The 19,568-nt window shown below is 63.2% G+C and carries 18 protein-coding genes and 2 pseudogenes; 12 read left to right on the top strand and 8 right to left on the bottom strand.

Going from position 1 to position 19,568, the window contains the following annotated elements; translation table 11 throughout:
- The first annotated feature begins 77 nt into the window (after positions 1-77).
- The 11 genes from GJV18_RS15860 to lipB all read left to right on the top strand — a co-directional run bounded on the left by GJV18_RS15860 (position 78) and on the right by lipB (position 10,205).
- The gene (locus GJV18_RS15860; RefSeq protein ID WP_160347371.1) at positions 78-1,346 is read left to right on the top strand and encodes a glutamate-5-semialdehyde dehydrogenase; all 1,269 of its coding nucleotides are present in this window, start codon (positions 78-80) and stop codon (positions 1,344-1,346) included.
- On the top strand, positions 1,339-1,983 hold the full coding sequence (gene nadD, locus GJV18_RS15855) for a nicotinate-nucleotide adenylyltransferase (RefSeq protein WP_160347356.1): 645 nt from the start codon (positions 1,339-1,341) through the stop codon (positions 1,981-1,983). The genes GJV18_RS15860 and nadD overlap by 8 nt, the downstream gene beginning before the upstream one ends.
- A 37-nt stretch (positions 1,984-2,020) precedes the next feature.
- A complete protein-coding gene (gene rsfS / locus GJV18_RS15850; RefSeq protein WP_160347680.1) occupies positions 2,021-2,392 on the top strand; it encodes a ribosome silencing factor in 372 nt (123 codons plus the stop codon).
- Between the two features lie 12 nt (positions 2,393-2,404).
- On the top strand, positions 2,405-2,872 hold the full coding sequence (gene rlmH, locus GJV18_RS15845; protein WP_160347354.1) for a 23S rRNA (pseudouridine(1915)-N(3))-methyltransferase RlmH: 468 nt from the start codon (positions 2,405-2,407) through the stop codon (positions 2,870-2,872).
- Between the two features lie 13 nt (positions 2,873-2,885).
- Positions 2,886-4,775 carry a penicillin-binding protein 2 gene (mrdA, locus tag GJV18_RS15840; RefSeq protein ID WP_160347352.1) on the top strand — a complete coding sequence of 630 codons (1,890 nt, stop codon included), beginning with the start codon at positions 2,886-2,888 and terminating at the stop codon, positions 4,773-4,775.
- A gap of 38 nt (positions 4,776-4,813) precedes the next feature.
- Positions 4,814-5,917, top strand: coding sequence for a rod shape-determining protein RodA (gene rodA, locus GJV18_RS15835; RefSeq protein ID WP_178113468.1), 1,104 nt, complete (start codon positions 4,814-4,816; stop codon positions 5,915-5,917).
- Positions 5,918-5,934: 17 nt separating this feature from the next.
- The gene (gene mltB / locus GJV18_RS15830) at positions 5,935-6,945 is read left to right on the top strand and encodes a lytic murein transglycosylase B (protein WP_160347349.1); all 1,011 of its coding nucleotides are present in this window, start codon (positions 5,935-5,937) and stop codon (positions 6,943-6,945) included.
- A complete protein-coding gene (locus GJV18_RS15825) occupies positions 6,945-7,952 on the top strand; it encodes a septal ring lytic transglycosylase RlpA family protein (protein WP_160347347.1) in 1,008 nt (335 codons plus the stop codon). Before mltB ends, GJV18_RS15825 begins: the two co-directional genes overlap by 1 nt.
- A 119-nt stretch (positions 7,953-8,071) precedes the next feature.
- Complete coding sequence (locus GJV18_RS15820; RefSeq protein WP_160347345.1) at positions 8,072-9,247, top strand: D-alanyl-D-alanine carboxypeptidase family protein; 1,176 nt, start codon at positions 8,072-8,074, stop codon at positions 9,245-9,247.
- A gap of 62 nt (positions 9,248-9,309) precedes the next feature.
- A complete protein-coding gene (locus GJV18_RS15815; RefSeq protein ID WP_160347343.1) occupies positions 9,310-9,588 on the top strand; it encodes a DUF493 domain-containing protein in 279 nt (92 codons plus the stop codon).
- A complete protein-coding gene (gene lipB, locus GJV18_RS15810; protein WP_160347341.1) occupies positions 9,588-10,205 on the top strand; it encodes a lipoyl(octanoyl) transferase LipB in 618 nt (205 codons plus the stop codon). The genes GJV18_RS15815 and lipB overlap by 1 nt, the downstream gene beginning before the upstream one ends.
- A 119-nt stretch (positions 10,206-10,324) precedes the next feature.
- Here the strand turns inward: lipB and lipA are convergent, their stop codons facing one another.
- From lipA to leuS, 8 genes and pseudogenes are all read right to left on the bottom strand, one after another.
- Positions 10,325-11,377 (bottom strand): lipoyl synthase, encoded by a 1,053-nt coding sequence (lipA, locus tag GJV18_RS15805; protein ID WP_160347339.1) that lies wholly within the window; start codon positions 11,375-11,377, stop codon positions 10,325-10,327.
- Positions 11,378-11,501: 124 nt separating this feature from the next.
- Positions 11,502-11,936: pseudogene (locus tag GJV18_RS18955) on the bottom strand (methyl-accepting chemotaxis protein); the annotation flags it as partial.
- Between the two features lie 105 nt (positions 11,937-12,041).
- Positions 12,042-12,782 (bottom strand): annotated as a pseudogene (locus GJV18_RS18950) (PAS domain-containing protein); the annotation flags it as partial.
- Between the two features lie 195 nt (positions 12,783-12,977).
- Positions 12,978-14,261, bottom strand: coding sequence for a lytic murein transglycosylase (locus GJV18_RS15795; RefSeq protein WP_160347336.1), 1,284 nt, complete (start codon positions 14,259-14,261; stop codon positions 12,978-12,980).
- Between the two features lie 72 nt (positions 14,262-14,333).
- Entirely contained in the window at positions 14,334-14,492 is a 159-nt protein-coding gene (arfA, locus tag GJV18_RS15790; RefSeq protein ID WP_160347333.1) for an alternative ribosome rescue factor ArfA, read from the bottom strand.
- Positions 14,493-14,577: 85 nt separating this feature from the next.
- On the bottom strand, positions 14,578-15,606 hold the full coding sequence (gene holA / locus GJV18_RS15785) for a DNA polymerase III subunit delta (RefSeq protein ID WP_160347331.1): 1,029 nt from the start codon (positions 15,604-15,606) through the stop codon (positions 14,578-14,580).
- 36 nt (positions 15,607-15,642) lie between these two features.
- The gene (locus tag GJV18_RS15780) at positions 15,643-16,257 is read right to left on the bottom strand and encodes an LPS-assembly lipoprotein LptE (protein ID WP_160347679.1); all 615 of its coding nucleotides are present in this window, start codon (positions 16,255-16,257) and stop codon (positions 15,643-15,645) included.
- A gap of 54 nt (positions 16,258-16,311) precedes the next feature.
- Entirely contained in the window at positions 16,312-18,924 is a 2,613-nt protein-coding gene (leuS, locus tag GJV18_RS15775) for a leucine--tRNA ligase (protein WP_160347329.1), read from the bottom strand.
- A gap of 187 nt (positions 18,925-19,111) precedes the next feature.
- On the opposite strand from leuS, the gene GJV18_RS15770 reads away from it, so the two are divergent.
- The gene (locus GJV18_RS15770; RefSeq protein WP_160347327.1) at positions 19,112-19,558 is read left to right on the top strand and encodes a hypothetical protein; all 447 of its coding nucleotides are present in this window, start codon (positions 19,112-19,114) and stop codon (positions 19,556-19,558) included.
- The last annotated feature ends 10 nt before the right edge of the window (positions 19,559-19,568 follow it).

The raw sequence follows: 19,568 nt of genomic DNA, 5'->3' as shown, positions 1-19,568 counted from the left end.
GTCCGGCAGCGCTGGGCGCGGCGTGGCGCGGGCGCTATACTCAGCGACTTTTTCCAATTGCCAGACCTGCGTAGCCCATGACTGAGTCCGTGCTCGACTATATGACCCGCCTGGGGCAAGCCGCCCGCCAGGCTTCCCGCGTGCTTGCGCAGGCCAGTACTGCGCAGAAGAATCGCGCCCTGCAGGCCGCCGCGACCGCGCTGGACGCGGCCCGCAGCGAACTGACTGCCGCCAATGAGCTGGATCTGGCCGCCGGCCGGGCGGGTGGTCTGGAACCGGCCCTGCTCGATCGCCTGGCCCTCACCCCGGCCCGCATCGACGGCATGATCGAGGGCTTGCGCCAGGTCGCCAATTTGGCCGATCCGGTGGGTGCCATCCGCGACATGAGCTACCGCCCGTCGGGAATTCAGGTGGGCAAGATGCGCGTGCCCCTGGGCGTGATCGGCATCATCTACGAGTCGCGGCCCAACGTGACCATCGACGCCGCCAGCCTGTGCCTGAAATCCGGTAACGCCACCATCCTGCGCGGCGGTTCCGAGGCCATCCATTCCAACCGCGCCATCGCCGCCTGCATCCAGCAGGGCCTGGCCGAGGCCGGTTTGCCAGCCGCCTGCGTGCAGGTGGTGGAAACCACCGACCGCGCCGCTGTGGGGGCGCTGATCAGCATGCCGGAGTTCGTCGACGTGATCGTGCCGCGCGGCGGCAAGGGCCTGATCGAGCGCATCAGCAAGGACGCGCGGGTGCCGGTGATCAAGCACCTGGACGGCATCTGCCATGTCTATGTCGACGCCCAGGCCGACCTGGCCAAGGCCAGCGATATTGCCTTCAACGCCAAGACCTACCGCTACGGCATCTGCGGCGCCATGGAGACCCTGCTGGTCGACCAGGCCGTGGCGGCAGCCTTTTTGCCGGCCATGGCCGAGCGTTTCCGCGCCAAGGGCGTGGAGTTGCGTGGCTGCGCGCGGACCTGTGCACTGATCGAAGCTGTGCCGGCCACGGCCGAGGACTGGGACACCGAATACCTGGCGGCGATCCTGTCGATCCGCGTGGTCGACGGCCTGGAACAGGCCATCGAGCATATCAACCAGCATGGCTCACACCACACCGACGCGATTGTCACCGAGCACCAGGGCCATGCCCGACGCTTTATTGCCGAAGTGGATTCCGCCTCGGTGATGCTCAATACCCCGACCTGTTTTGCCGATGGCTTCGAGTACGGCCTGGGCGCGGAGATCGGCATCTCCACCGACAAGCTGCATGCCCGTGGCCCGGTCGGTCTGGAAGGGCTGACCTGCGAGAAGTATGTGGTGATCGGCGACGGTCAACTGCGCGGGCAGAATGGCTAGGCGCATCGGCATCCTCGGTGGCACCTTTGATCCGGTGCATATCGGTCATTTGCGCGGTGCCCTGGAAGTGGCCGAGTTTATGGCCCTGGATGAGTTGCGTTTGATTCCCAGCGCGCGCCCGCCCCATCGGGCGGTGCCGCAGGTGGCGGCCGCCGATCGTCTGGCCATGGTCGAGCTGGCGGTGGTGGGGGAGCCTCTGTTGCGGGTGGATGATCGCGAACTCAAGCGCGAAAAACCGTCCTACAGCATCGACACCCTAGAGTCGCTACGCGCGGAACTGGCGGCGGACGACCAGCTGTTTCTGTTGCTGGGCTGGGATGCCTTCTGCGGCTTGCCGAGCTGGCATCGCTGGCAGGCGCTGCTGGAGCATTGCCATATTCTGGTGCTGCAGCGGCCGGATGCCGACAGCGAAGCGCCCGAAGCCCTGCGCAATCTGCTGGCGGCGCGCAGCAACAATGACCCGCTCAGCCTGCAAGGGCCGGGTGGGCAGATTTCCTTTATCTGGCAGACCCCGCTTGCGGTGTCTGCTACCCAGATCCGCTCTTTGTTGGCGAGCGGCAAGTCGGTGCGTTATCTGCTGCCCGACACGGTGCTGACTTATATCCATGCCCACGGCCTTTACCGTGGCGCACATTGAACACGAGGCAAACGAGTTACTTATGACACAGGCAAAAATGTTGAGCGAAGAGCTGGTCAAACTGGCCATCGACGCGCTGGAAGAGATCAAGGCCCAGGACATCACCACCATCGATGTGCGCGGCAAGACCAGCATCACCGATTTCATGCTGATCGCCAGCGGCACCTCCAGCCGTCACGTCAAGTCGCTGGTCGACAACGTGCTGGAAAAGGCCAAGGAAAAGGGCGTACGCCCCCTGGGCAGTGAAGGCCTGGACACCGGCGAGTGGGCCCTGCTCGACCTGGGCGATATCGTCGTTCATGTGATGCTGCCCACCGCGCGCCAGTTCTATGACCTGGAGCGTCTGTGGCAGGGTGCCGAGCAGAGCCGTGCCCAGCACGCACCCGAGCCGGGCGCGGATCAGCAGTAAGGACGCCGGTTCGTGCGTATCAAACTGATCGCCGTTGGCTCGCGCATGCCGCGCTGGGTGGAAGAAGGCTGGCAGGAGTATGCCAAGCGCATGCCCGGCGAGCTGTCCGTCGAGCTGGTGGAAATTCCCCTGACCACCCGTGGCAAGAATGCCGACGTGGCGCGGATGATCCGTCAGGAAGGCGAGGCCATGCTGGCCAAGGTGCAACCCGGTGAACGCATCGTGACCCTGGAGGTCGAAGGGCGACCCTGGAGCACCGAGCAGTTGGCGGTGGAGCTGGACAAATGGCGCCTGGATGCGCGCACGGTCAACCTGATGGTCGGTGGCCCCGAGGGCCTGGCCCCGGAAGTCTGCGCGCGCAGTGAGCAGCGCTGGTCGCTGTCGCCGTTGACCTTGCCGCATCCGCTGGTGCGCATCCTGATCGGTGAGCAGCTGTACCGCGCCTGGACGGTCTTGTCCGGGCACCCCTATCACAAATAGTCAGCAGTAGCCGATGCCCCAGCCGATTCGCCTCAAGGATCATGAAAAGGACGCCCGTGTGGTGCGCAAGCGCGTGCTGGTCGGCGCCCTTTTCATCCTGCTGATGACGGCTGTGCTGATGCTGCGCATGTACTACCTGCAGGTGGTGCAGTACGAGCACCACTCGACCCTGTCGGAAAGCAATCGGGTGCATGTGCAGCCGATTCCACCGAATCGCGGACTGATCTATGACCGCAACGGGGTGATCATCGCCGACAACCGCCCCAGCTTCAGTCTGACCTTGACCCGCGAGCGTGCCGGCGACTGGCCTGCGGTGCTCGATACCATTGTCGAGGTGCTGGCGCTGGGCAGCGATGAGCGGGCCCTGTTCGAGAAGCGTGTGCGCCAGGGGCGTCGTCCCTTCGAGCCGGTACCGGTGCTGTTCGAGCTCTCCGAGGAGCAGATCGCGCGTATCGCCATCAACCAGTTCCGCCTGCCCGGCGTCGAGGTGGCGGCCCAGTTGGTGCGGCATTACCCCCAGGCCGAGCATTTTGCCCATTCGGTGGGCTATGTCGGGCGGATCAACGAGCAGGAGATGGAAAAGCTCGACAAGGTGGCCTACAGCGGTACGCACCATATCGGCAAGACCGGCCTGGAGCGTTTCTACGAGGAACACCTGCACGGTGAGGTGGGCTATCAGGAGGTGGAAACCAACGCCCGCGGTCGCGTGTTGCGCGTGCTCAAACGCACTGACCCGCTGCCGGGCAAGGACCTGCACCTGACCCTCGACGTCAAGCTGCAGGAAGCCGCCGAGCAGGCCCTGGCCGGGCGCCGTGGCGCGGTGGTGGCGATCCAGCCGGCCACCGGTGAGGTGCTGGCCATGGTCAGCCAGCCCAGTTTCGACCCCAATCCCTTCGTCACCGGCATCGGTTTCAAGGCCTACGCCGAGCTGCGCGACTCCATCGACCGGCCGCTGTACAACCGGGTGCTGCGCGGCCTGTATCCGCCGGGATCGACCATCAAACCCATGGTGGCGGTGGCCGGTCTGGACGCCGGGGTGGTGACGCCGCAAACCCGGGTCTTCGACCCCGGCTTCTACCAGCTGCCCAATCACAGCCACAAATACCGCAACTGGAACCGCAGCGGCGACGGCTGGGTGGATATGGAACTGGCCATTGCCCGCTCCAACGACACCTATTTCTACTCCCTGGCGCACAAGATGGGGGTCGATCGCATGCATGACTATATGACCCGCTTCGGCCTGGGGCAGCGCGTGGCCCTGGATATGTACGAGGAAACCGGTGGCCTGATGCCCTCGCGGGACTGGAAGCGTGAGCGTTACCGTCAGCCCTGGTACCCCGGTGAAACCCTGATTCTGGGGATCGGCCAGGGCTATATGCAGACCACGCCGCTGCAACTGGCCCAGGCCACGGTGCTGATGGCCACCCGCGGCAAGTGGATCCGTCCGCACCTGGCCAAGCGCATAGGCGATGAGCCGGTGCTCAATACCAACCCGCCACCGGATCTGGTGTTGCGTGACCCCAAGTACTGGGAGTACGGCATCCAGGGCATGGAGTCGGTGCTGCATGGGCCCCGCGGTACGGCGCGCAAGGTGGGTGACAGCGCGGTGTATCGGATTGCCGGCAAGAGCGGGACGGCCCAGGTGGTGGCGATCAAGCAGGGCGAGAAGTACGACCGCAACAAGGTCGCCGAGCGGCATCGTGACCATGCCCTGTTCGTGGCCTTCGCCCCGGCGGACAACCCGCAGATCGCCGTATCGGTGATGGTGGAGAATGGTGAGTCCGGTTCCGGCGTGGCCGCCCCCGTGGTCAAGCAGGTCATGGATGCCTGGCTGCTGGATGAAAGTGGTCAGCTCAAGGCTGAGTTCCGTACGCCGCAGTCGGGTGAGGAGGCACAGCCTTGAACAGCAATTTCGATCGCACCCTGTCCAACGAGGACCTGCTGCGCCGCCGCGCCAGCCTGCTGCAGCGTCTGCATATCGACGGCCTGCTCCTGTTGATCTTGCTGGTGATTGCCAGCGGCAGCCTGTTTATTCTGTATTCAGCCAGCGGCAAGAACGTCGATATGGTGATCAAGCAGGCCAGCTCCTTCGGCATTGGCCTGGTCGGCATGTTCGTGATTGCCCAGTTCGAGCCGCGCTTTATGGCTCGCCTGGTGCCCCTGGCTTATCTGGTTGGGGTGGCCCTGCTGGTGGCGGTGGACGTGATGGGCTACAACGCCATGGGCGCCACCCGCTGGATCAATATCCCCGGGGTGATCCGCTTTCAACCCTCGGAATTCATGAAGATCATCATGCCGGCGACCATTGCCTGGTACCTGGCCCGGCATAACCTGCCACCGCGCTTCAAACATATCGTGATCAGCCTGGTCATGATTCTGGTGCCCTTTGTGCTGATCCTGTTGCAGCCCGACCTGGGCACCTCCCTGCTGGTGCTGACTTCGGGGGCCTTCGTGGTCTTTATGGCCGGGCTGCAGTGGCGCTGGATCATGGGGGCGGCGGCGGCCCTGGTGCCGGTGGCGGTGGCCATGTGGTTCTTTGTGCTGCGCGAGTACCAGAAGCAGCGCGTGCTGACCTTCCTCAACCCGGAGAGCGATCCGTTGGGCAGCGGCTGGAATATCATCCAGTCCAAGGCGGCCATCGGTTCGGGTGGCATCTGGGGCAAGGGCTGGCTGTTGGGTACCCAGTCCCATCTGGATTTTTTGCCGGAAAGCCACACCGACTTTATTATCGCGGTGCTGGCTGAGGAGTTCGGCCTGGTGGGCGTCTGTTTGTTACTGCTGTTGTATATGCTGTTGCTTGCGCGCTGCCTGGTCATTACCGTGCAGGCGCAGACGCTGTTCGCCAAACTGCTGGCCGGCGCCTTGAGCATGACCTTCTTTGTCTATGTCTTCGTCAATATCGGTATGGTGAGCGGTTTGCTGCCGGTGGTCGGGGTGCCTTTGCCGCTGATCAGTTATGGCGGCACGTCACTGATTACCCTGTTGGCGGGGTTCGGAATCTTAATGTCGGTCCACACCCATCGGAAGTGGATGACGCAGGCTTGATCGGGATAACAAGTGCAATGCAGAAACTAGGTGGTTGGTCGGTATCCAAAGCCTGTGCCCTGGCCCTGGCAGGGCTGCTTGGCTGCGGCCCGCACGCCGTGGCGGCGGATTATCAGCAGTCCGCGCAGGTTGCCGAGTTTATCGAGGAGATGAGCCGCGACTACGGCTTTGTTAGCGAACAACTGACTGAACTGTTCGCCGGCGTGGAGCGCAAGCAGGCGATTCTCGACGCCATCTCGCGGCCGGCCGAGCGGGTCAAGCCCTGGAGCGAGTATCGTCCGATCTTTATCACCGACGCGCGCATCAGTCGCGGTGTGGACTTCTGGAAGCAGCATGAAGCGGCGCTGCAGAAAGCCGAGGCCGAATATGGCGTGCCGCCTCAGTTCATCGTCGCCATCATCGGCGTGGAAACCTTCTACGGTGGCAATACCGGCAGCTGGCGGGTGATGGATGCGCTGTCCACCCTGGCCTTCGACTATCCGCCGCGTGCGCCCTTTTTCCGCAAGGAACTGCGTGAGTTCCTTATGCTGACCCGCGAGGAGCAGGTCGAGCCCCTCAGTCTCAAGGGCTCCTACGCCGGTGCCATGGGGCTGCCGCAGTTTATGCCGAGCAGTTTCCGCGCCTATGCCGTGGACTTCGACGGTGATGGCCGCATCAATATCTGGACCAATCCGGTGGATGCCATCGGCAGCGTGGCCAGCTACTTCAAACAGCATGGTTGGCAGGCCGCCGGTCAGGTAGCCAGTCGTGCCCGCGTGCAGGGAGCTACCTTTGAACAGGGGCTGACGCAGGGGCTGGACCCGGTGAAGAACGTGGCCGAGCTTGAGACCCTGGGCTGGAGCAGTGATGATGGCCTGGCGTCTGATCTGCCGGTAACGGCCTTTCGCCTGGACGGCGCCGAGGGGGAGGAATACTGGATGGGGTTGCCCAATTTCTATGTGATCACGCGCTACAACCGCAGCGTGATGTACGCCATGGCCGTCAATCAGCTGGCTGAACTGCTGGTGGCTGCGCGGGGTTCCAACTGATGTTCAAGCGCGCCTTGCAACCTGTTGCCCTGGGCGGCCTGGCCCTGCTGCTGGTCAGCTGCTCCAGCTCGCGGCCGCCACAGCCTGTGGCTCCTGTCGGCCAGCCGAGCGGGGGTATCTCCGGGCCGGCGGACTTCAGTCGGCCCAACCGTGATGGTGCGCCCTGGTGGGATGTGGACGTATCACGTATCCCGGATGCCGTGCCGATGCCGCATTACGGCTCGGTCAAGGCCAGCCCCTATACCGTGTTTGGCAAGCAGTACTACCCGATTCAGGACGCGCGTCGTTATCAGGCCATCGGCCCAGCTTCCTGGTATGGCACCAAGTTCCACGGCCAGGCCACGGCCAACGGCGAAACCTACGATCTGTACGGCATGACCGCGGCGCACAAGACCCTGCCGCTGCCCAGCTATGTGCGGGTGACCAATCTGGAGAACGGCAAGAGCGTGGTGCTGCGGGTCAATGATCGCGGGCCTTTCTATTCCGATCGTATTATTGACCTGTCCTTTGCCGCGGCGAAGAAACTCGGCTATGCCGAGCAGGGCACGGCGCAGGTCAAGGTCGAGGGTATCGACCCCCATGAGTGGTGGGCCGAGCAGGGCAAGCCGGTGCCCATGGTCCTGGCTGCAGCCAAGCAGGCTGCACCGGTTACGGTCAGCACTCAGCCCGTGGCCAAGCCAGTCGAGCAGTACAATCCGCCTCCTCAGCAGCACGCCGCCGCCGTCCTGCCGGTGCAGATTGACGCAAAAAAAAACGCTTCAGTCGCAGCCTCTGGCCTGTATCTCCAGGTGGGCGCCTTCGCCAACCCGGACGCTGCGGAGCTGCTCAAGGCCAAGCTGAGCGATACGGTGAGTGCTCCGGTGTTCATCAGCTCAGTGGTGCGCAATCAGCAGATCCTGCACCGCGTGCGCCTGGGACCGTTGAGCAGTCAGGGCGAGGCTGAGCAGCTGCAGGACAGCCTGCGTCTGGCCAACCTGGGGCAGCCGGCCCTGGTCAAGGCGGATTGATCGGGCACTTATTCATTTCCCGCTGGACTAACGCACAACCCTGGCGGGTTTATGCCCGCCAGGGCATCGCAACCTATGGCCACCGAGCCTGTTCGACCATTAGCAATCTAGAGAGACGGATGAACATCACCAGCTTTGCGCAACGCATTTTCCTGTCACTGCTCCTGCTCGGCGCGCCGATTGCCTGGGCCAACCCGTCGGCTATTCCTGCAGCGCCCCAGCTTGCCGCCAAATCCTATGTGCTGCTGGATGCCGCCACCGGCCAGGTGCTGGTGGAAAACAACGGCGACCAGCGCCTGCCGCCGGCCAGCCTGACCAAACTGATGACCGCTTATATCGCCACCCTGGAAATCCGTAAGGGCAAGATCGGCGAGCAGGATCTGGTGCCTATCAGCGAGCACGCCTGGCGCACGGGCGGGGCGGCCTCCGGCGGCTCCACCATGTTTCTGCCGGTCAACAGCCAGGCCACAGTGGATGACCTGCTGCATGGCGTGATCATTCAGTCGGGCAACGATGCCAGCATTGCCCTGGCCGAGTACATCGCCGGCAGCGAAGATGCCTTCGCCGACATGATGAATGAAACCGCCGCGCGCCTGGGCATGCGTAACAGCCATTTCATGAACGCCACCGGGCTGCCGCATCCCGAGCATTACTCCAGTGCCCATGACATGGCCATTCTGGCTCGCGCCATTATCAATGAGGATCAGGAACACTACGCCATCTATGCGCAGAAGGAGTTTGTCTGGAACAACATCAAGCAGGGCAATCGCAACCTGCTGCTGTGGCGTGACAAAACGGTCGATGGCTTGAAAACCGGGCACACCGAGGAAGCCGGTTATTGCCTGGTAGCGTCGGCCGTGCGTGATGGCGCGCGCATGATTACCTCGGTCTTCGGCACTGTCAGCGAGTCGGCGCGGGCTGCGGAAACCCAGAAGCTGCTGACCTATGGCTTCCGCTTCTTCGAGTCCCGCACCTTCTATCAGCAGGGTCAGGAGCTGGCTCAGGCGCAGGTCTGGAAGGGCCAGGCGCGTCAGGTCAAGGCCGGCCTGGCCTCGGACCTGACCCTGACCCTGGCCAAAGGCCAGCTGGATAAACTGCAAGCTGCGATGGTGCTCAACCCTCAGCTCACCGCGCCGATCGCCCAGGGGGAAGTAATCGGCAAGGTCGAAGTTAAACTGGGTGAGGAAATAGTCCACAGTGCTGATCTGGTCGCTCTGGAGGCGGTTGAGCAGGGCAGTTTCTTCCGTCGCCTGTGGGATAGCATTCGCCTGTTCTTCTACGGACTGTTCAATTAACTGTTATGGCCCGCACCTATCCAGCGCGGGCCTTCTGGAGCGGGCCACAAGCCTCGAATGTTATGACCGATACCGACGTACAAGCCCCGAAAATCGATTTTCCCTGCGAGCGTTATCCGATCAAGGTGATCGGTACCGCAGGTGAAGGGTTCTCCGATCTGGTGATCGAGGTGATCCAGCGCCATGCCCCGGATCTGGATGCCTCCACCCTGGTCGTGCGTGACAGCCGCAATGGCAACTTCCTCTCGGTGCAGGTGCTGATCACCGCCACCGGGGTCGAGCAGTTGCAGGCCATTCACGTTGACCTGCGTGCCACAGGCCGCGTGCATATGGTGCTCTAGTGCCCGAACTGATCGTGCGCCAGCTGGGGTTGGCAGACTACTTGCCGACTCTGGAAGCCATGCGCCGCTTGACCGTCGAGCGCGATGAACACACCCCTGACGAAATCTGGCTGCTGCAGCATCCCAGGGTGTTCACCCAGGGCCAGGCCGGCAAGGCCGAACATCTGCTGGCACCCGGTGATATTCCGGTGGTGCAGGTCGAGCGCGGTGGTCAGGTGACCTATCACGGCCCGGGTCAGCTGGTGGCTTACCTGATGCTGGATCTGCGTCGTCTGGATCTGGGTGTGCGTGAGCTGGTGACCGCCATGGAGCAGAGCCTGGTGGATGTCCTGGCCGGCTATGGCATCGAGGCCGCGCCCAAGGCCGATGCGCCCGGGGTCTACGTCAAGGGCGAGAAGATTGCCTCCTTGGGGCTGCGGGTCAGCCGTGGCTGTTCCTTTCACGGCCTGGCGCTGAACGTCGACATGGACATGACGCCCTTCCAGCGCATCAACCCGTGTGGCTATGCCGGGCTGAAGATGGTACAGCTGCGCGATCTGCTGGATACGCCAGCGCCTCTGGACGAGGTGGCGCAGCGCCTGGAGCAGGCGCTGCGCAAGAGACTGGGCTACTCGTAGGGACGGCGAGTAACCTGGGGCAGTCCGTAGGGTGGATGACGCTCTTTTCATCCACTCTGTGTAGCGTCTGGTGGATGGATAAGGCGTTATCCACCCTACGGGGTTGACCAGTCTGGGGATCAGCTCAGGTTCAGCGTCGGAATCAGGCTGGAATCGACTTCCTGTCCAGGCACCGGAACAGGTGCGGCCAGGCCCAGGTTGTTCTTCTCGAATACCCGGTCGGCGCGGTAGCTGGAGCGTACCAGCGGGCCGGCGGCCACTTCCATAAAGCCCTTTTCCAGGCCGATATCGCGAAAGCGATTGAACTCTTCCGGGCTGACCCAGCGCTGCACCTTGAGGTGGTTACGGGTCGGCTGCAGGTACTGGCCCAGGGTGAGGATGTCCACGCCGATGGCGCGAAGATCATCCATGGTCTGCAGTACTTCCTCGTCGGTTTCGCCCAGGCCCAGCATCAGGCTGGTCTTGGTCAGTACGTCCGGGCGATGGCGCTTGGCGTGGGCCAGTACGTTGAGGGTCTTTTCGTAGCCGGCTCGGGGGTCGCGCACTTCGTGGGTCAGGCGCTTGACTGTCTCGACGTTCTGCGCGAACACCTCAAGGCCGGAGTCCACCACCCGCTCGATGGCTTGCAGGTCGCCGTCGAAGTCCGGGGTCAGGGCCTCCACCACCACCTGCGGGGTGTTTTCCTTGATGGCCCGCACGCAGGCGGCATAGTGAGCTGCGCCGCCGTCGTCCAGATCGTCACGGTCCACCGAGGTCAGGACGATATAGCGCAGCGCCATCAGTTCCACCGACTTGGCGGTGTTCAGCGGTTCTTCCAGATCCAGCCAGCCATTGGGATTGCCGGTGTCCACCGCGCAGAAGCGGCAGGCGCGGGTGCACACCGAGCCCATCAGCATGATGGTGGCCGTGCCGTTGGACCAGCATTCGCCCATATTCGGACAGTGCGATTCCTGGCACACGGTGCTCAGGCGATGTTCGCCGACATTGCGTTTGACCGCTTCGAAGCGGCTGCCGCCCGGTGCCTTGACCCGCAGCCATTTGGGCTTGGGTTCGAACACCTGTGGTTCGGCAGATGCGCGGCGTTTCTGACCATCCTTGATCGCAGTGATGCCCTGGGTGGTGCGGAATTTTTCACCACTGGCAACGGATTTGGGCGAGGGAGTATCGGACATCGGCAATCTGGGCTCCGCTAGAGGCTCCGTGGACGGGTCGGCTTGTGGCCGGCGCGCAGTTTATCACAGAAGCTGACTGCTCAGTCCGCAGGGCATCCGATGCTCGCTGAGCATTGCAGGGATATCAGTGATGCAACTGGCTGGCGAACTGCTCCACCGCCTGCACCACCTGTTTGGCGCCTTCCTGAATCTCCACAATCACGGTACCCGCCTCGTTGGCCAGGCCCAGGCCCTGTTCGGCCTGCTGGCGGCTGCTGGCCATGCTGCCCACCGCCTGTTGAGCCAGTTGCTGGTTCTTCTGCACCACATCGACGATTTCCTCGGTGGCCTGGCTGGTGCGGCCGGCCAGTTGCCGCACTTCGTCGGCCACCACGGCAAAGCCGCGGCCCTGATCGCCCGCCCGGGCCGCTTCGATGGCCGCATTGAGGGCCAGCAGGTTGGTCTGGTCGGCAATGCCGCGGATGGTCTGCATGATGGTGCTGATCAGCTGCGACTGCTTGTCCAGGGCCTCTATGCCATCGCTGGCCTCCTGCATCTGGCGGGCGATGCGCTGCATCACGTCCACTGTCTGGCTGACCACACTGGCGCCCTTGTGGGCGCTGGCATCGGTCTGTTGGGAGATGCTGTAGGCCATCCTGGCCGCTTCGGCCACCGCGTTCTCCTGATTGATCTGGTCGGTGATCACGGTGGCGAACTTGACCACCTTGTACAGTCTGTTGTGGCTGTCGACTATGGGGTTGTAGGAGGCCTCCAGCCAGACGGTACGTCCGGCACTATCCACCCGTTTGAAGCGCCCGGCCACATACTCGCCGCGGTTTAGACTGGCCCAGAAATCGTGATAGGCCTGTGAGTTGTACTCTTGCGCCTCGCAGAACTGTCGATGGTGCTTGCCCTGGATCTGTTCGAGACGATAGCCCATGCCGTCAAGAAAACGCTGGTTGGCGGTCAGTACCTCCCCGTCCAGGTTGAACTCGATGACTGCTGTGGAGCGCAGCAGGGCGCCAATCAGGCCCTCGTGTTCGCGGGAGGTCGCAATGGTGCGGGTCAGGTCGGTGGCAAAACAGGCGAAGTAGAGCAATTCGCCGCGGCCATTCAGTACCGGCTGCCAGACGGCCCGCAGCCAGGCTTCTTGGTCGTTGCCACGCAGCAGGCGAAAGGCACCACATAGATGCTCGCGCTGGTGCAGGGCCTGTTGCAGTTTCTGGTAGTTGGCTTCGCCACGGAAGGAGTCGGGGATCAGTGAGTCCAGGCTGCGTCCCAGCAACGCGTCGCGGCTATAGTGCATTTCGCTGAGAAAGTCGTCGTTGGCAAAGCGGATCTTGCCATCGGCCTCGATCTCCAGAACCAGCATCTCGCTGTAGATCGAGTCGCGGATCTGCCGCAGGCTGGCCAGTTCTTCACGCATCTGGGCCAGCTCTTCTTTTAGTTTCTTATTGAACATCGCAAGGCACCTTTAGCCGCTAAAGGAGGGCGCACCTGTTCAATGGCCCGGTGACCGGGCTATCGGCAGCAGGCGCCGTTGCTCAAGTGTAGTCGGCAGGCAAGGGTGCGGATGATGGCCAGCGTTGCGCGCATGGGCGCAACGCTGGCCATGGGGCGGCTATTGCAGTTGCAGCAGCAGGGCAGGGGTAGGGTAGCCGTCAGGCGGCAGGCCGAGGCTCTGCTGGAAGGCGCGAATTGCACGGCGCGTATTGGCGCCGATGATCCCGTCGGCGGGGCCGGGGTCGAAGCCGCGGGCATCAAGGCCAGTCTGCAGGGCAATGCGTTCGCTGCGATTTAGCTGGCGCTCGTGTCGAGGCCAGTCGGCTTGTACCCCGGGGTTACCGTCCAGCGCGTCAGAGAGCAAGCCAATGGCCAGGGCGTAAGCCGTGGAGTTGTTGTACTTGAGAATGCTGCGGAAGTTGTTCAGCAGCAGGAAGGCAGGACCACGGTGTCCGGCAGGGAGAAACAGGGTCGCCAGACTCTGCTCTTTGGCCTTGACGGCTCTGAGCGGGTTGACCCCGAGCGCGCGCCATTCGCTCAGGCTGCGGCGGATGTCCGGGTCGGCCTGGGCATAATCGAAACCCGCTGGCAGGCTGACTTCAAAGCCCCAGGGTTGGCCATTTTCCCAGCCCGATGCCTGCAGGTAATGGGCGGCGGACGCCAGGGCGTCGGGGGTGGAGTTCCACAGGTCGCGGTGGCCATCGCCATCAAAGTCCACGGCATGTTGATTGAAAGTGGTCGGCATAAACTGGGTCTGGCCCATGGCGCCTGCCCAGGAGCCGATCAGCCCCTGCGCCGGGCCGTCACCGGCCTGCAGGATCTGCAGCGCGGCCAGCAGCTGGCTGCGCCAGAACACCTGGCGACGGCCATCGTAGGCCAGGGTGGTGAGGGAGCGGATCACGTTGTGGCTGCCGATATTGCTGCCGTAATTGCTTTCCATACCCCAGATGGCAATCAGTACTTCATGGTCAACGGCATAGGCGCTGCGGATGGCTTTTAGCGTCGGCCGGTGCTGGGCCTTGAGCAGGCGGCCCTGGGCAATACGGGAGACGGAAACGGCGCCGTCGATATAGTCCCAAATCGGACGGGTGAATTCCGGTTGGCTGCTATCGGCGGCGATGACCTTGGGATCCAGGCTGATAGTGGCGAAGGTGCGGTCAAACAGCTCGGCATCGATGCCGGCGGCGATGGCATCGCTGCGCAGCAGCATGCGCCATTCGGCAAAACTCAGTAGCGGTGTTGGGCTGATGGGTTGGCTGGCGGCTGTGGTGGCAGGTTCTGGGCTTGCAGTGGTCGTCGCGGCGGCAAGGGTTGACGCAGGTACCTCAGCGCAGGCAGTGAGCAGGAGCAGGGCGCAGGCCGTGGCACTGTTGATCAGGCCACGAAGAAACAGATGGGGCATGGCGGTCTCGGCAGGTTTTGCAGGCCCTTACCTTAGCATGAAAGGCCATCCGGGCGAGCTGTGGCGGTGCTTTCACGCCGCCAGAAAGCAAGAAGCCTCCCAGTTTTGCTGGGAGGCTTCGCGGCGGTAGCTGCCTTTGCCTTTGGCCGGTTTTTCCTGTCGACAACGGAACAGAGGGTGTGTGATCAGGGACTTGGCCTGGTTGAGGCCTTTCTTGCGTTGCTTGGCCATGAGGATTCCTCTAAGTGATTGCACGGCATGGTGCGCAGATCATGCGCTGCCGTTGCACAGCTGTCCAGCTGACGCGAGCTGCGACCTATTTGAGGCGCAGGCGCTGGCCGCAGATCGCCAGGGTCAGCAGGCTCAGGCCGCTCCAGGGGGCGCCCTGGGCCTGCCCCTTGATCTGGGCGTCGATCTGCTGGGCATCGCGCAGCAGGTGTGCCCAGCGGGCGGCCGAGTGGCGTTGCAGGGCCTTGCTGACCAGCGGGCGGCGTTTGTCCCAGACTGGCGGGCGGGCCGAGCTGAAGGCTTTCTCCAGTGGGGTGCCCTGGCTGTATTGCTGGGCGATACTGGCCAGCAGGCGCACCTCACGAGCCAGGGCCCAGAGGATGACCGGCGCTTCCACGCCTTCACCGCGCAGGCCTTCGAGCATACGCAGGGCATGGCTGGCTTCGCCATTTAGGGCGCAGTCGATCAGACCGAAGACGTCGAAGCGGGCGCTGTCGGAAACCGCGGCCTGTACCGTGGCCAGGTCCACCTGGTTGCCCTCGGCCAGCAGTTTGAGTTTCTCGATTTCCTGGGCGGCCGCCAGCAGGTTGCCTTCCACGCGGATGCTGATCATATCCACCGCTTCGGCACTGGCACTGAGGCCGGCCTGGCTCAGGCGCTGGCGAATCCACTGTGGCAGTTGACCCGCGTCTACCGGCCATATCTGCAGAAACTGGCAGTGGGCACCTTCGATCAGGCTCTTGGCCCATTTGCTCTTCTGGGTGCTGCCATCCAGTTTCGGCAGGCTGATCAGCAGCACGGTATCTTCGGCCGGGCGGGCCAGATATTCCAGCAATGCGGCGCCCTTGTCGCTGGGCTTGCCGGTGGGCATGCGCAGCTCCAGCAGGCGTCTTTCGGCGAACAGCGAAAGGCTGGCACTGGCCTGTAGCAGGTGCCCCCAGTCGAACTGGTTGTCGGCATTGAATACCTGCCGCTCGCTGAAACCCTGCTGGCGGCAGGCCTGGCGAATGGCGTCGCAGGCTTCCTGGCAAAGCAGCGGTTCATCGCCGCTGACCACATAGACAGGCGCCAGGTTGCCTTGCAGGTGTTTACCGAGTTGCGCGGGGTTGAGCTTCATAGGTAGGGCCGGGGCTGCTTGCGCAGCCCCGCAACCTTACTGCACGGGAAAGGCTTGAATGGGCGATTGCTGCGGCTGGTCGGCCTGCTGCTGGCGTGCCGCCTCCAGCGCGTCGGCTTCGGCCTGGGCCTTGGCCTCGGCGGTTTGTTGCAGCAGCTCAAGCTGCTCGGGGGTAAGGTTCTGTAAGCGCATAAGCAACTGCTGAGTCAGCTCGCGGCGCATTTCACTGCGAATCTGGTTTGCTTCCTGGTCGTTACCAATCAGATTGTTATTGTCCTTGGTATAGAAGCCTTGTACCTGCACTTTGTCGCTGAGCAGCAACATATCCTTTTGGCTACGGATTTCGTAATCAAGGTCTAAGATTAGCTCATATTCGGCGGCACGGGCCGAGCTGGTAAAACTCACGGCGCGGCGAGTCTCATCTTCCCTAGCCAGGTGAAGCTGATAGGGCGCTCCAGGATAGACGCGCACACCATTGTTTTGCAGCATTTCGCGAACATCGTTGAGGGTTTCGCCATAGGCGTTGCGGGCACTGACATTCAGTTCCTTGAGGGCCAGGTCGGCCGTCAGGCTGCCGGTTCCGCGCAACTGAAAGCCACAGGCGCCCAGCAGGGTGGCCAGACCGATTACCAACAGATTCCGTTTGAGCATGTTTTTCCCCTTGGCGAACACTCCGGCACGCTTTGCGCGCGTGCCGGGTTTTTATCAGTTGGCGACGATATTGACCAGCTTGCCCGGCACCACGATGACCTTGCGAATCGCCAGTCCTTCGGTGAAGCGTTGCACGTTCTCGTTGGCGCGGGCGGCGGCCTCGACGTCCTCGCGGGAGGCCGAGGCCGGCACTTCGATCAGTCCGCGCAGCTTGCCGTTGACCTGCACCACCAGGGTCAGGCTGTCCTGTACCAGAGCGGATTCATCGACCTGCGGCCACTGCGCGTCGATGATCGCGCCGTTCTGACCCAGGCGCTGCCACAGCTCGTGGCTGATATGGGGGGTGATCGGCGCCAGCAGCAGGGTGACGATCTCCAGACCTTCCTGCACCAGCGCGCGATCCTGTTCGGTCGCGGTGGCGGCTTTTTCCAGCACGTTCATCAGGGTCATCACCTGGGCGATGGCGGTGTTGAACTTGTGGTGTTGGCCGATATCGTTGCTGGCCTGCTTGATCGCCAGGTGAATGGCACGACGCACGGCCTTCTGCTCGTCGCTCAGGCTGGTGACATCCAGCTTGCCCGGCAGGCCGGCGCTGACGTGCCCCTGAGCCAGGCGCCAGACGCGGCGCAGGAAGCGGTTGGCGCCTTCAACGCCGGCGTCCGACCATTCGCAGCTCATATCCGGGGGGGATGCGAACATCATAAACAGGCGGCAGGTGTCGGCGCCGTACTGGTCGATCATCGACTGCGGGTCGACACCATTGTTCTTTGACTTGGACATCTTCTCGGTGCCGCCGATTTCCACCGGCAGGCCGTCGGATTTCAGCTTGGCGCTGATGACCTTGGCCTTGGCATCGCGCTCCAGCTCGACATCGGCTGGGTTGAACCAGTCCTTGCCGCCGTTTTCTAGTGTACGGTAGTAGGTCTCGGCGACCACCATGCCCTGGGTCAGCAGGTTCTTGAACGGTTCGTTGGAGGACACCAGGCCCTCGTCGCGCATCAGCTTGTGGAAGAAACGCGCGTACAACAGGTGCAGGATGGCGTGCTCGATGCCGCCGATGTACTGATCCACCGGCAGCCAGTGGTTGGCCGCTTGCGGGTCGACCATGCCGCCGGTGTAATTCGGCGAGGCGTAGCGGGCATAGTACCAGGAGCTTTCCACGAAGGTGTCCATGGTGTCGGTTTCGCGCTTGGCCGGGCTGCCGCATTTCGGGCAGCTGCACTCATAGAACTCGGGCATCCTGGCCAGTGGCGAGCCGGCGCCGTCCGGCACCACGTCTTCGGGCAGTACCACCGGCAGCTGGTCTTCCGGCACCGGCACGTCGCCGCAGCTCGGGCAGTGGATGATCGGGATCGGGCAGCCCCAGTAGCGCTGGCGGCTGATGCCCCAGTCGCGCAGGCGGAACTGGGTCTTGCGCGCGCCGTGAGCGCTGGCTTCCAGGTCGGCGACTATGGCGTCGAAGGCGGCGCTGAAATCCAGGCCGTCGTACTTGCCGGAGTTGATGGTGATTAGGCCGGTCTTGTCGCCGTACCAGTCCTGCCAGGCACTGGCGTCGTAGTCCTTGCCTTCGCCGGTGTAGACCTGCTGGATCGGCAGGCCGTACTTGCCCGCGAATTCGAAATCGCGCTCGTCATGGGCCGGTACGGCCATCACCGCGCCTTCGCCGTAGCCCCACAGCACGTAGTTGGCGACGAATACCGGAAGCAGATCGCCGGTCAGCGGATGGATGACGAACTGGCCGGTGGCCACGCCCTTCTTCTCCATGGTCGCCATATCGGCTTCTGCGACCGATCCTGCCTTGCATTCGGCAATGAACGCAGCGATGGCCGGATTGGTTTCGGCAGCGCGCTGCGACAGCGGGTGCTCGGCTGCCACGGCCACGTAGGTGGCGCCCATCAGGGTGTCGGGGCGGGTCGAGTAGACCTTGAGTTGGCCTTCAATGCCGACGCTGGCGACGTCGTAGTCGAACACGATATCGGCACCAAAGCTCTTGCCGATCCAGTTGCGCTGCATGGTCTTGACCTGCTCGGGCCAGCCATCCAGCTCGTCCAGGCTACTCAGCAGCTCTTCGGCGTAGGCGGTGATCTTGAAGTAGTACATCGGGATTTCGCGCTTCTCGATCAGCGCGCCCGAACGCCAGCCGCGGCCGTCGATGACCTGCTCGTTGGCCAGCACGGTCTGGTCGACCGGGTCCCAGTTGACGCTGCCGTTCTTGCGGTAGATCACGCCCTTCTCGAACAGACGGGTGAACAGCCACTGCTCCCAGCGGTAGTAGTCCGGCTTGCAGGTGGTGACTTCGCGCGTCCAGTCCACGGCCAGGCCCAGGGATTTGAGCTGGCTCTTCATGTACTCGATGTTTTCGTAAGTCCATTTGGCCGGCGCCACCTGATTCTTCATCGCGGCGTTTTCTGCCGGCATGCCGAAGGCGTCCCAGCCCATGGGCTGCAGCACGTTCTTGCCCTGCATGCGCTGGTAGCGGGCGATCACGTCGCCGATGGTGTAGTTGCGCACATGGCCCATGTGCAGCTTGCCGCTCGGGTAGGGAAACATCGACAGGCAATAGAAGGTTTCCTTGCCTGGCTGCTCGCTCACTACAAAGGATTTCTGCGCGTCCCAGTGGGACTGCGCGGCGGCTTCGATCTCGCGGGGCTGATACTGTTCGTGCATGGCTACCGGCGCTAAAAATAGGGGCTTGCGGGAAACGCCGTAGCATACATGACCCCCCCTTGGTGAGGGAAACCCTGATTGTGCCTGGCGTGGGCCCATGCCGTTGGTCGCAGCGCCCTGCCGGGCGGTTACCGGCCGCTAAGCTTGCTATAGGACCTGAGTAAAGGGGCCGGGTGCGAGGTGTTTGATGGCCGAGTTGCAGCGTGCGGAGGACTCTGGCGGGCTCTATGAGCGCCTGCTGCAGCGCCTGGCTCTGGCCCTGGACGAGGCCGAGGGGCTGAGCCGGTTTTCCGGCGAAGCCGGCCTGGAGCTGGAACTGCGGGGGCTGACCTCGGCAGAGTTGGAATTGATCCATGCCTATCTCAATCGTGATCTGGACTGGTTGCGCGGCTGGCATGCCGCGGCCCGGGAGATGGCGCAAATCCGCCAGCTGCCAGGGGCGCGTGGGCGCATTACACGAGTACCGCACAAGGCGTTAGCGCGCGCGCCGGGCAAAACCAAGCCCCTGCTCAAACGCCGCATGCTGTTGTGCTGTGCCCTGTGCGGCACCCAGGCCGGCTGGCGCAATGGCGTTGGCGTGCAGGCCTGTAGCGTGTGCGGTTCACAGCTGTTTCGGGCGAGCAATCCCCGTTAGGCTTGCGGCA

The organism is Pseudomonas xionganensis, assembly GCF_009763245.1.
Lineage (GTDB): Bacteria > Pseudomonadota > Gammaproteobacteria > Pseudomonadales > Pseudomonadaceae > Aquipseudomonas > Aquipseudomonas xionganensis.
Note: the sequence above shows the minus strand (reverse complement) of the source record. Positions and strands in the feature narration are given on the sequence as shown.

Excerpts from the sequence above, each read along its gene's own strand:
- GJV18_RS15860 (WP_160347371.1), top strand. The coding sequence starts at position 78 with ATGACTGAGTCCGTGCTCGACTATATGACCCGCCTGGGGCAAGCCGCC.
- nadD (WP_160347356.1), top strand. The coding sequence starts at position 1,339 with ATGGCTAGGCGCATCGGCATCCTCGGTGGCACCTTTGATCCGGTGCAT.
- rsfS (WP_160347680.1), top strand. The coding sequence starts at position 2,021 with ATGTTGAGCGAAGAGCTGGTCAAACTGGCCATCGACGCGCTGGAAGAG.
- mrdA (WP_160347352.1), top strand. The coding sequence starts at position 2,886 with ATGCCCCAGCCGATTCGCCTCAAGGATCATGAAAAGGACGCCCGTGTG.
- mltB (WP_160347349.1), top strand. The coding sequence starts at position 5,935 with ATGCAGAAACTAGGTGGTTGGTCGGTATCCAAAGCCTGTGCCCTGGCC.
- GJV18_RS15825 (WP_160347347.1), top strand. The coding sequence starts at position 6,945 with ATGTTCAAGCGCGCCTTGCAACCTGTTGCCCTGGGCGGCCTGGCCCTG.
- GJV18_RS15820 (WP_160347345.1), top strand. The coding sequence starts at position 8,072 with ATGAACATCACCAGCTTTGCGCAACGCATTTTCCTGTCACTGCTCCTG.
- GJV18_RS15815 (WP_160347343.1), top strand. The coding sequence starts at position 9,310 with ATGACCGATACCGACGTACAAGCCCCGAAAATCGATTTTCCCTGCGAG.
- lipA (WP_160347339.1), bottom strand. The coding sequence starts at position 11,377 with ATGTCCGATACTCCCTCGCCCAAATCCGTTGCCAGTGGTGAAAAATTC.
- GJV18_RS15795 (WP_160347336.1), bottom strand. The coding sequence starts at position 14,261 with ATGCCCCATCTGTTTCTTCGTGGCCTGATCAACAGTGCCACGGCCTGC.
- arfA (WP_160347333.1), bottom strand. The coding sequence starts at position 14,492 with ATGGCCAAGCAACGCAAGAAAGGCCTCAACCAGGCCAAGTCCCTGATC.
- holA (WP_160347331.1), bottom strand. The coding sequence starts at position 15,606 with ATGAAGCTCAACCCCGCGCAACTCGGTAAACACCTGCAAGGCAACCTG.
- GJV18_RS15780 (WP_160347679.1), bottom strand. The coding sequence starts at position 16,257 with ATGCTCAAACGGAATCTGTTGGTAATCGGTCTGGCCACCCTGCTGGGC.
- leuS (WP_160347329.1), bottom strand. The coding sequence starts at position 18,924 with ATGCACGAACAGTATCAGCCCCGCGAGATCGAAGCCGCCGCGCAGTCC.
- GJV18_RS15770 (WP_160347327.1), top strand. The coding sequence starts at position 19,112 with ATGGCCGAGTTGCAGCGTGCGGAGGACTCTGGCGGGCTCTATGAGCGC.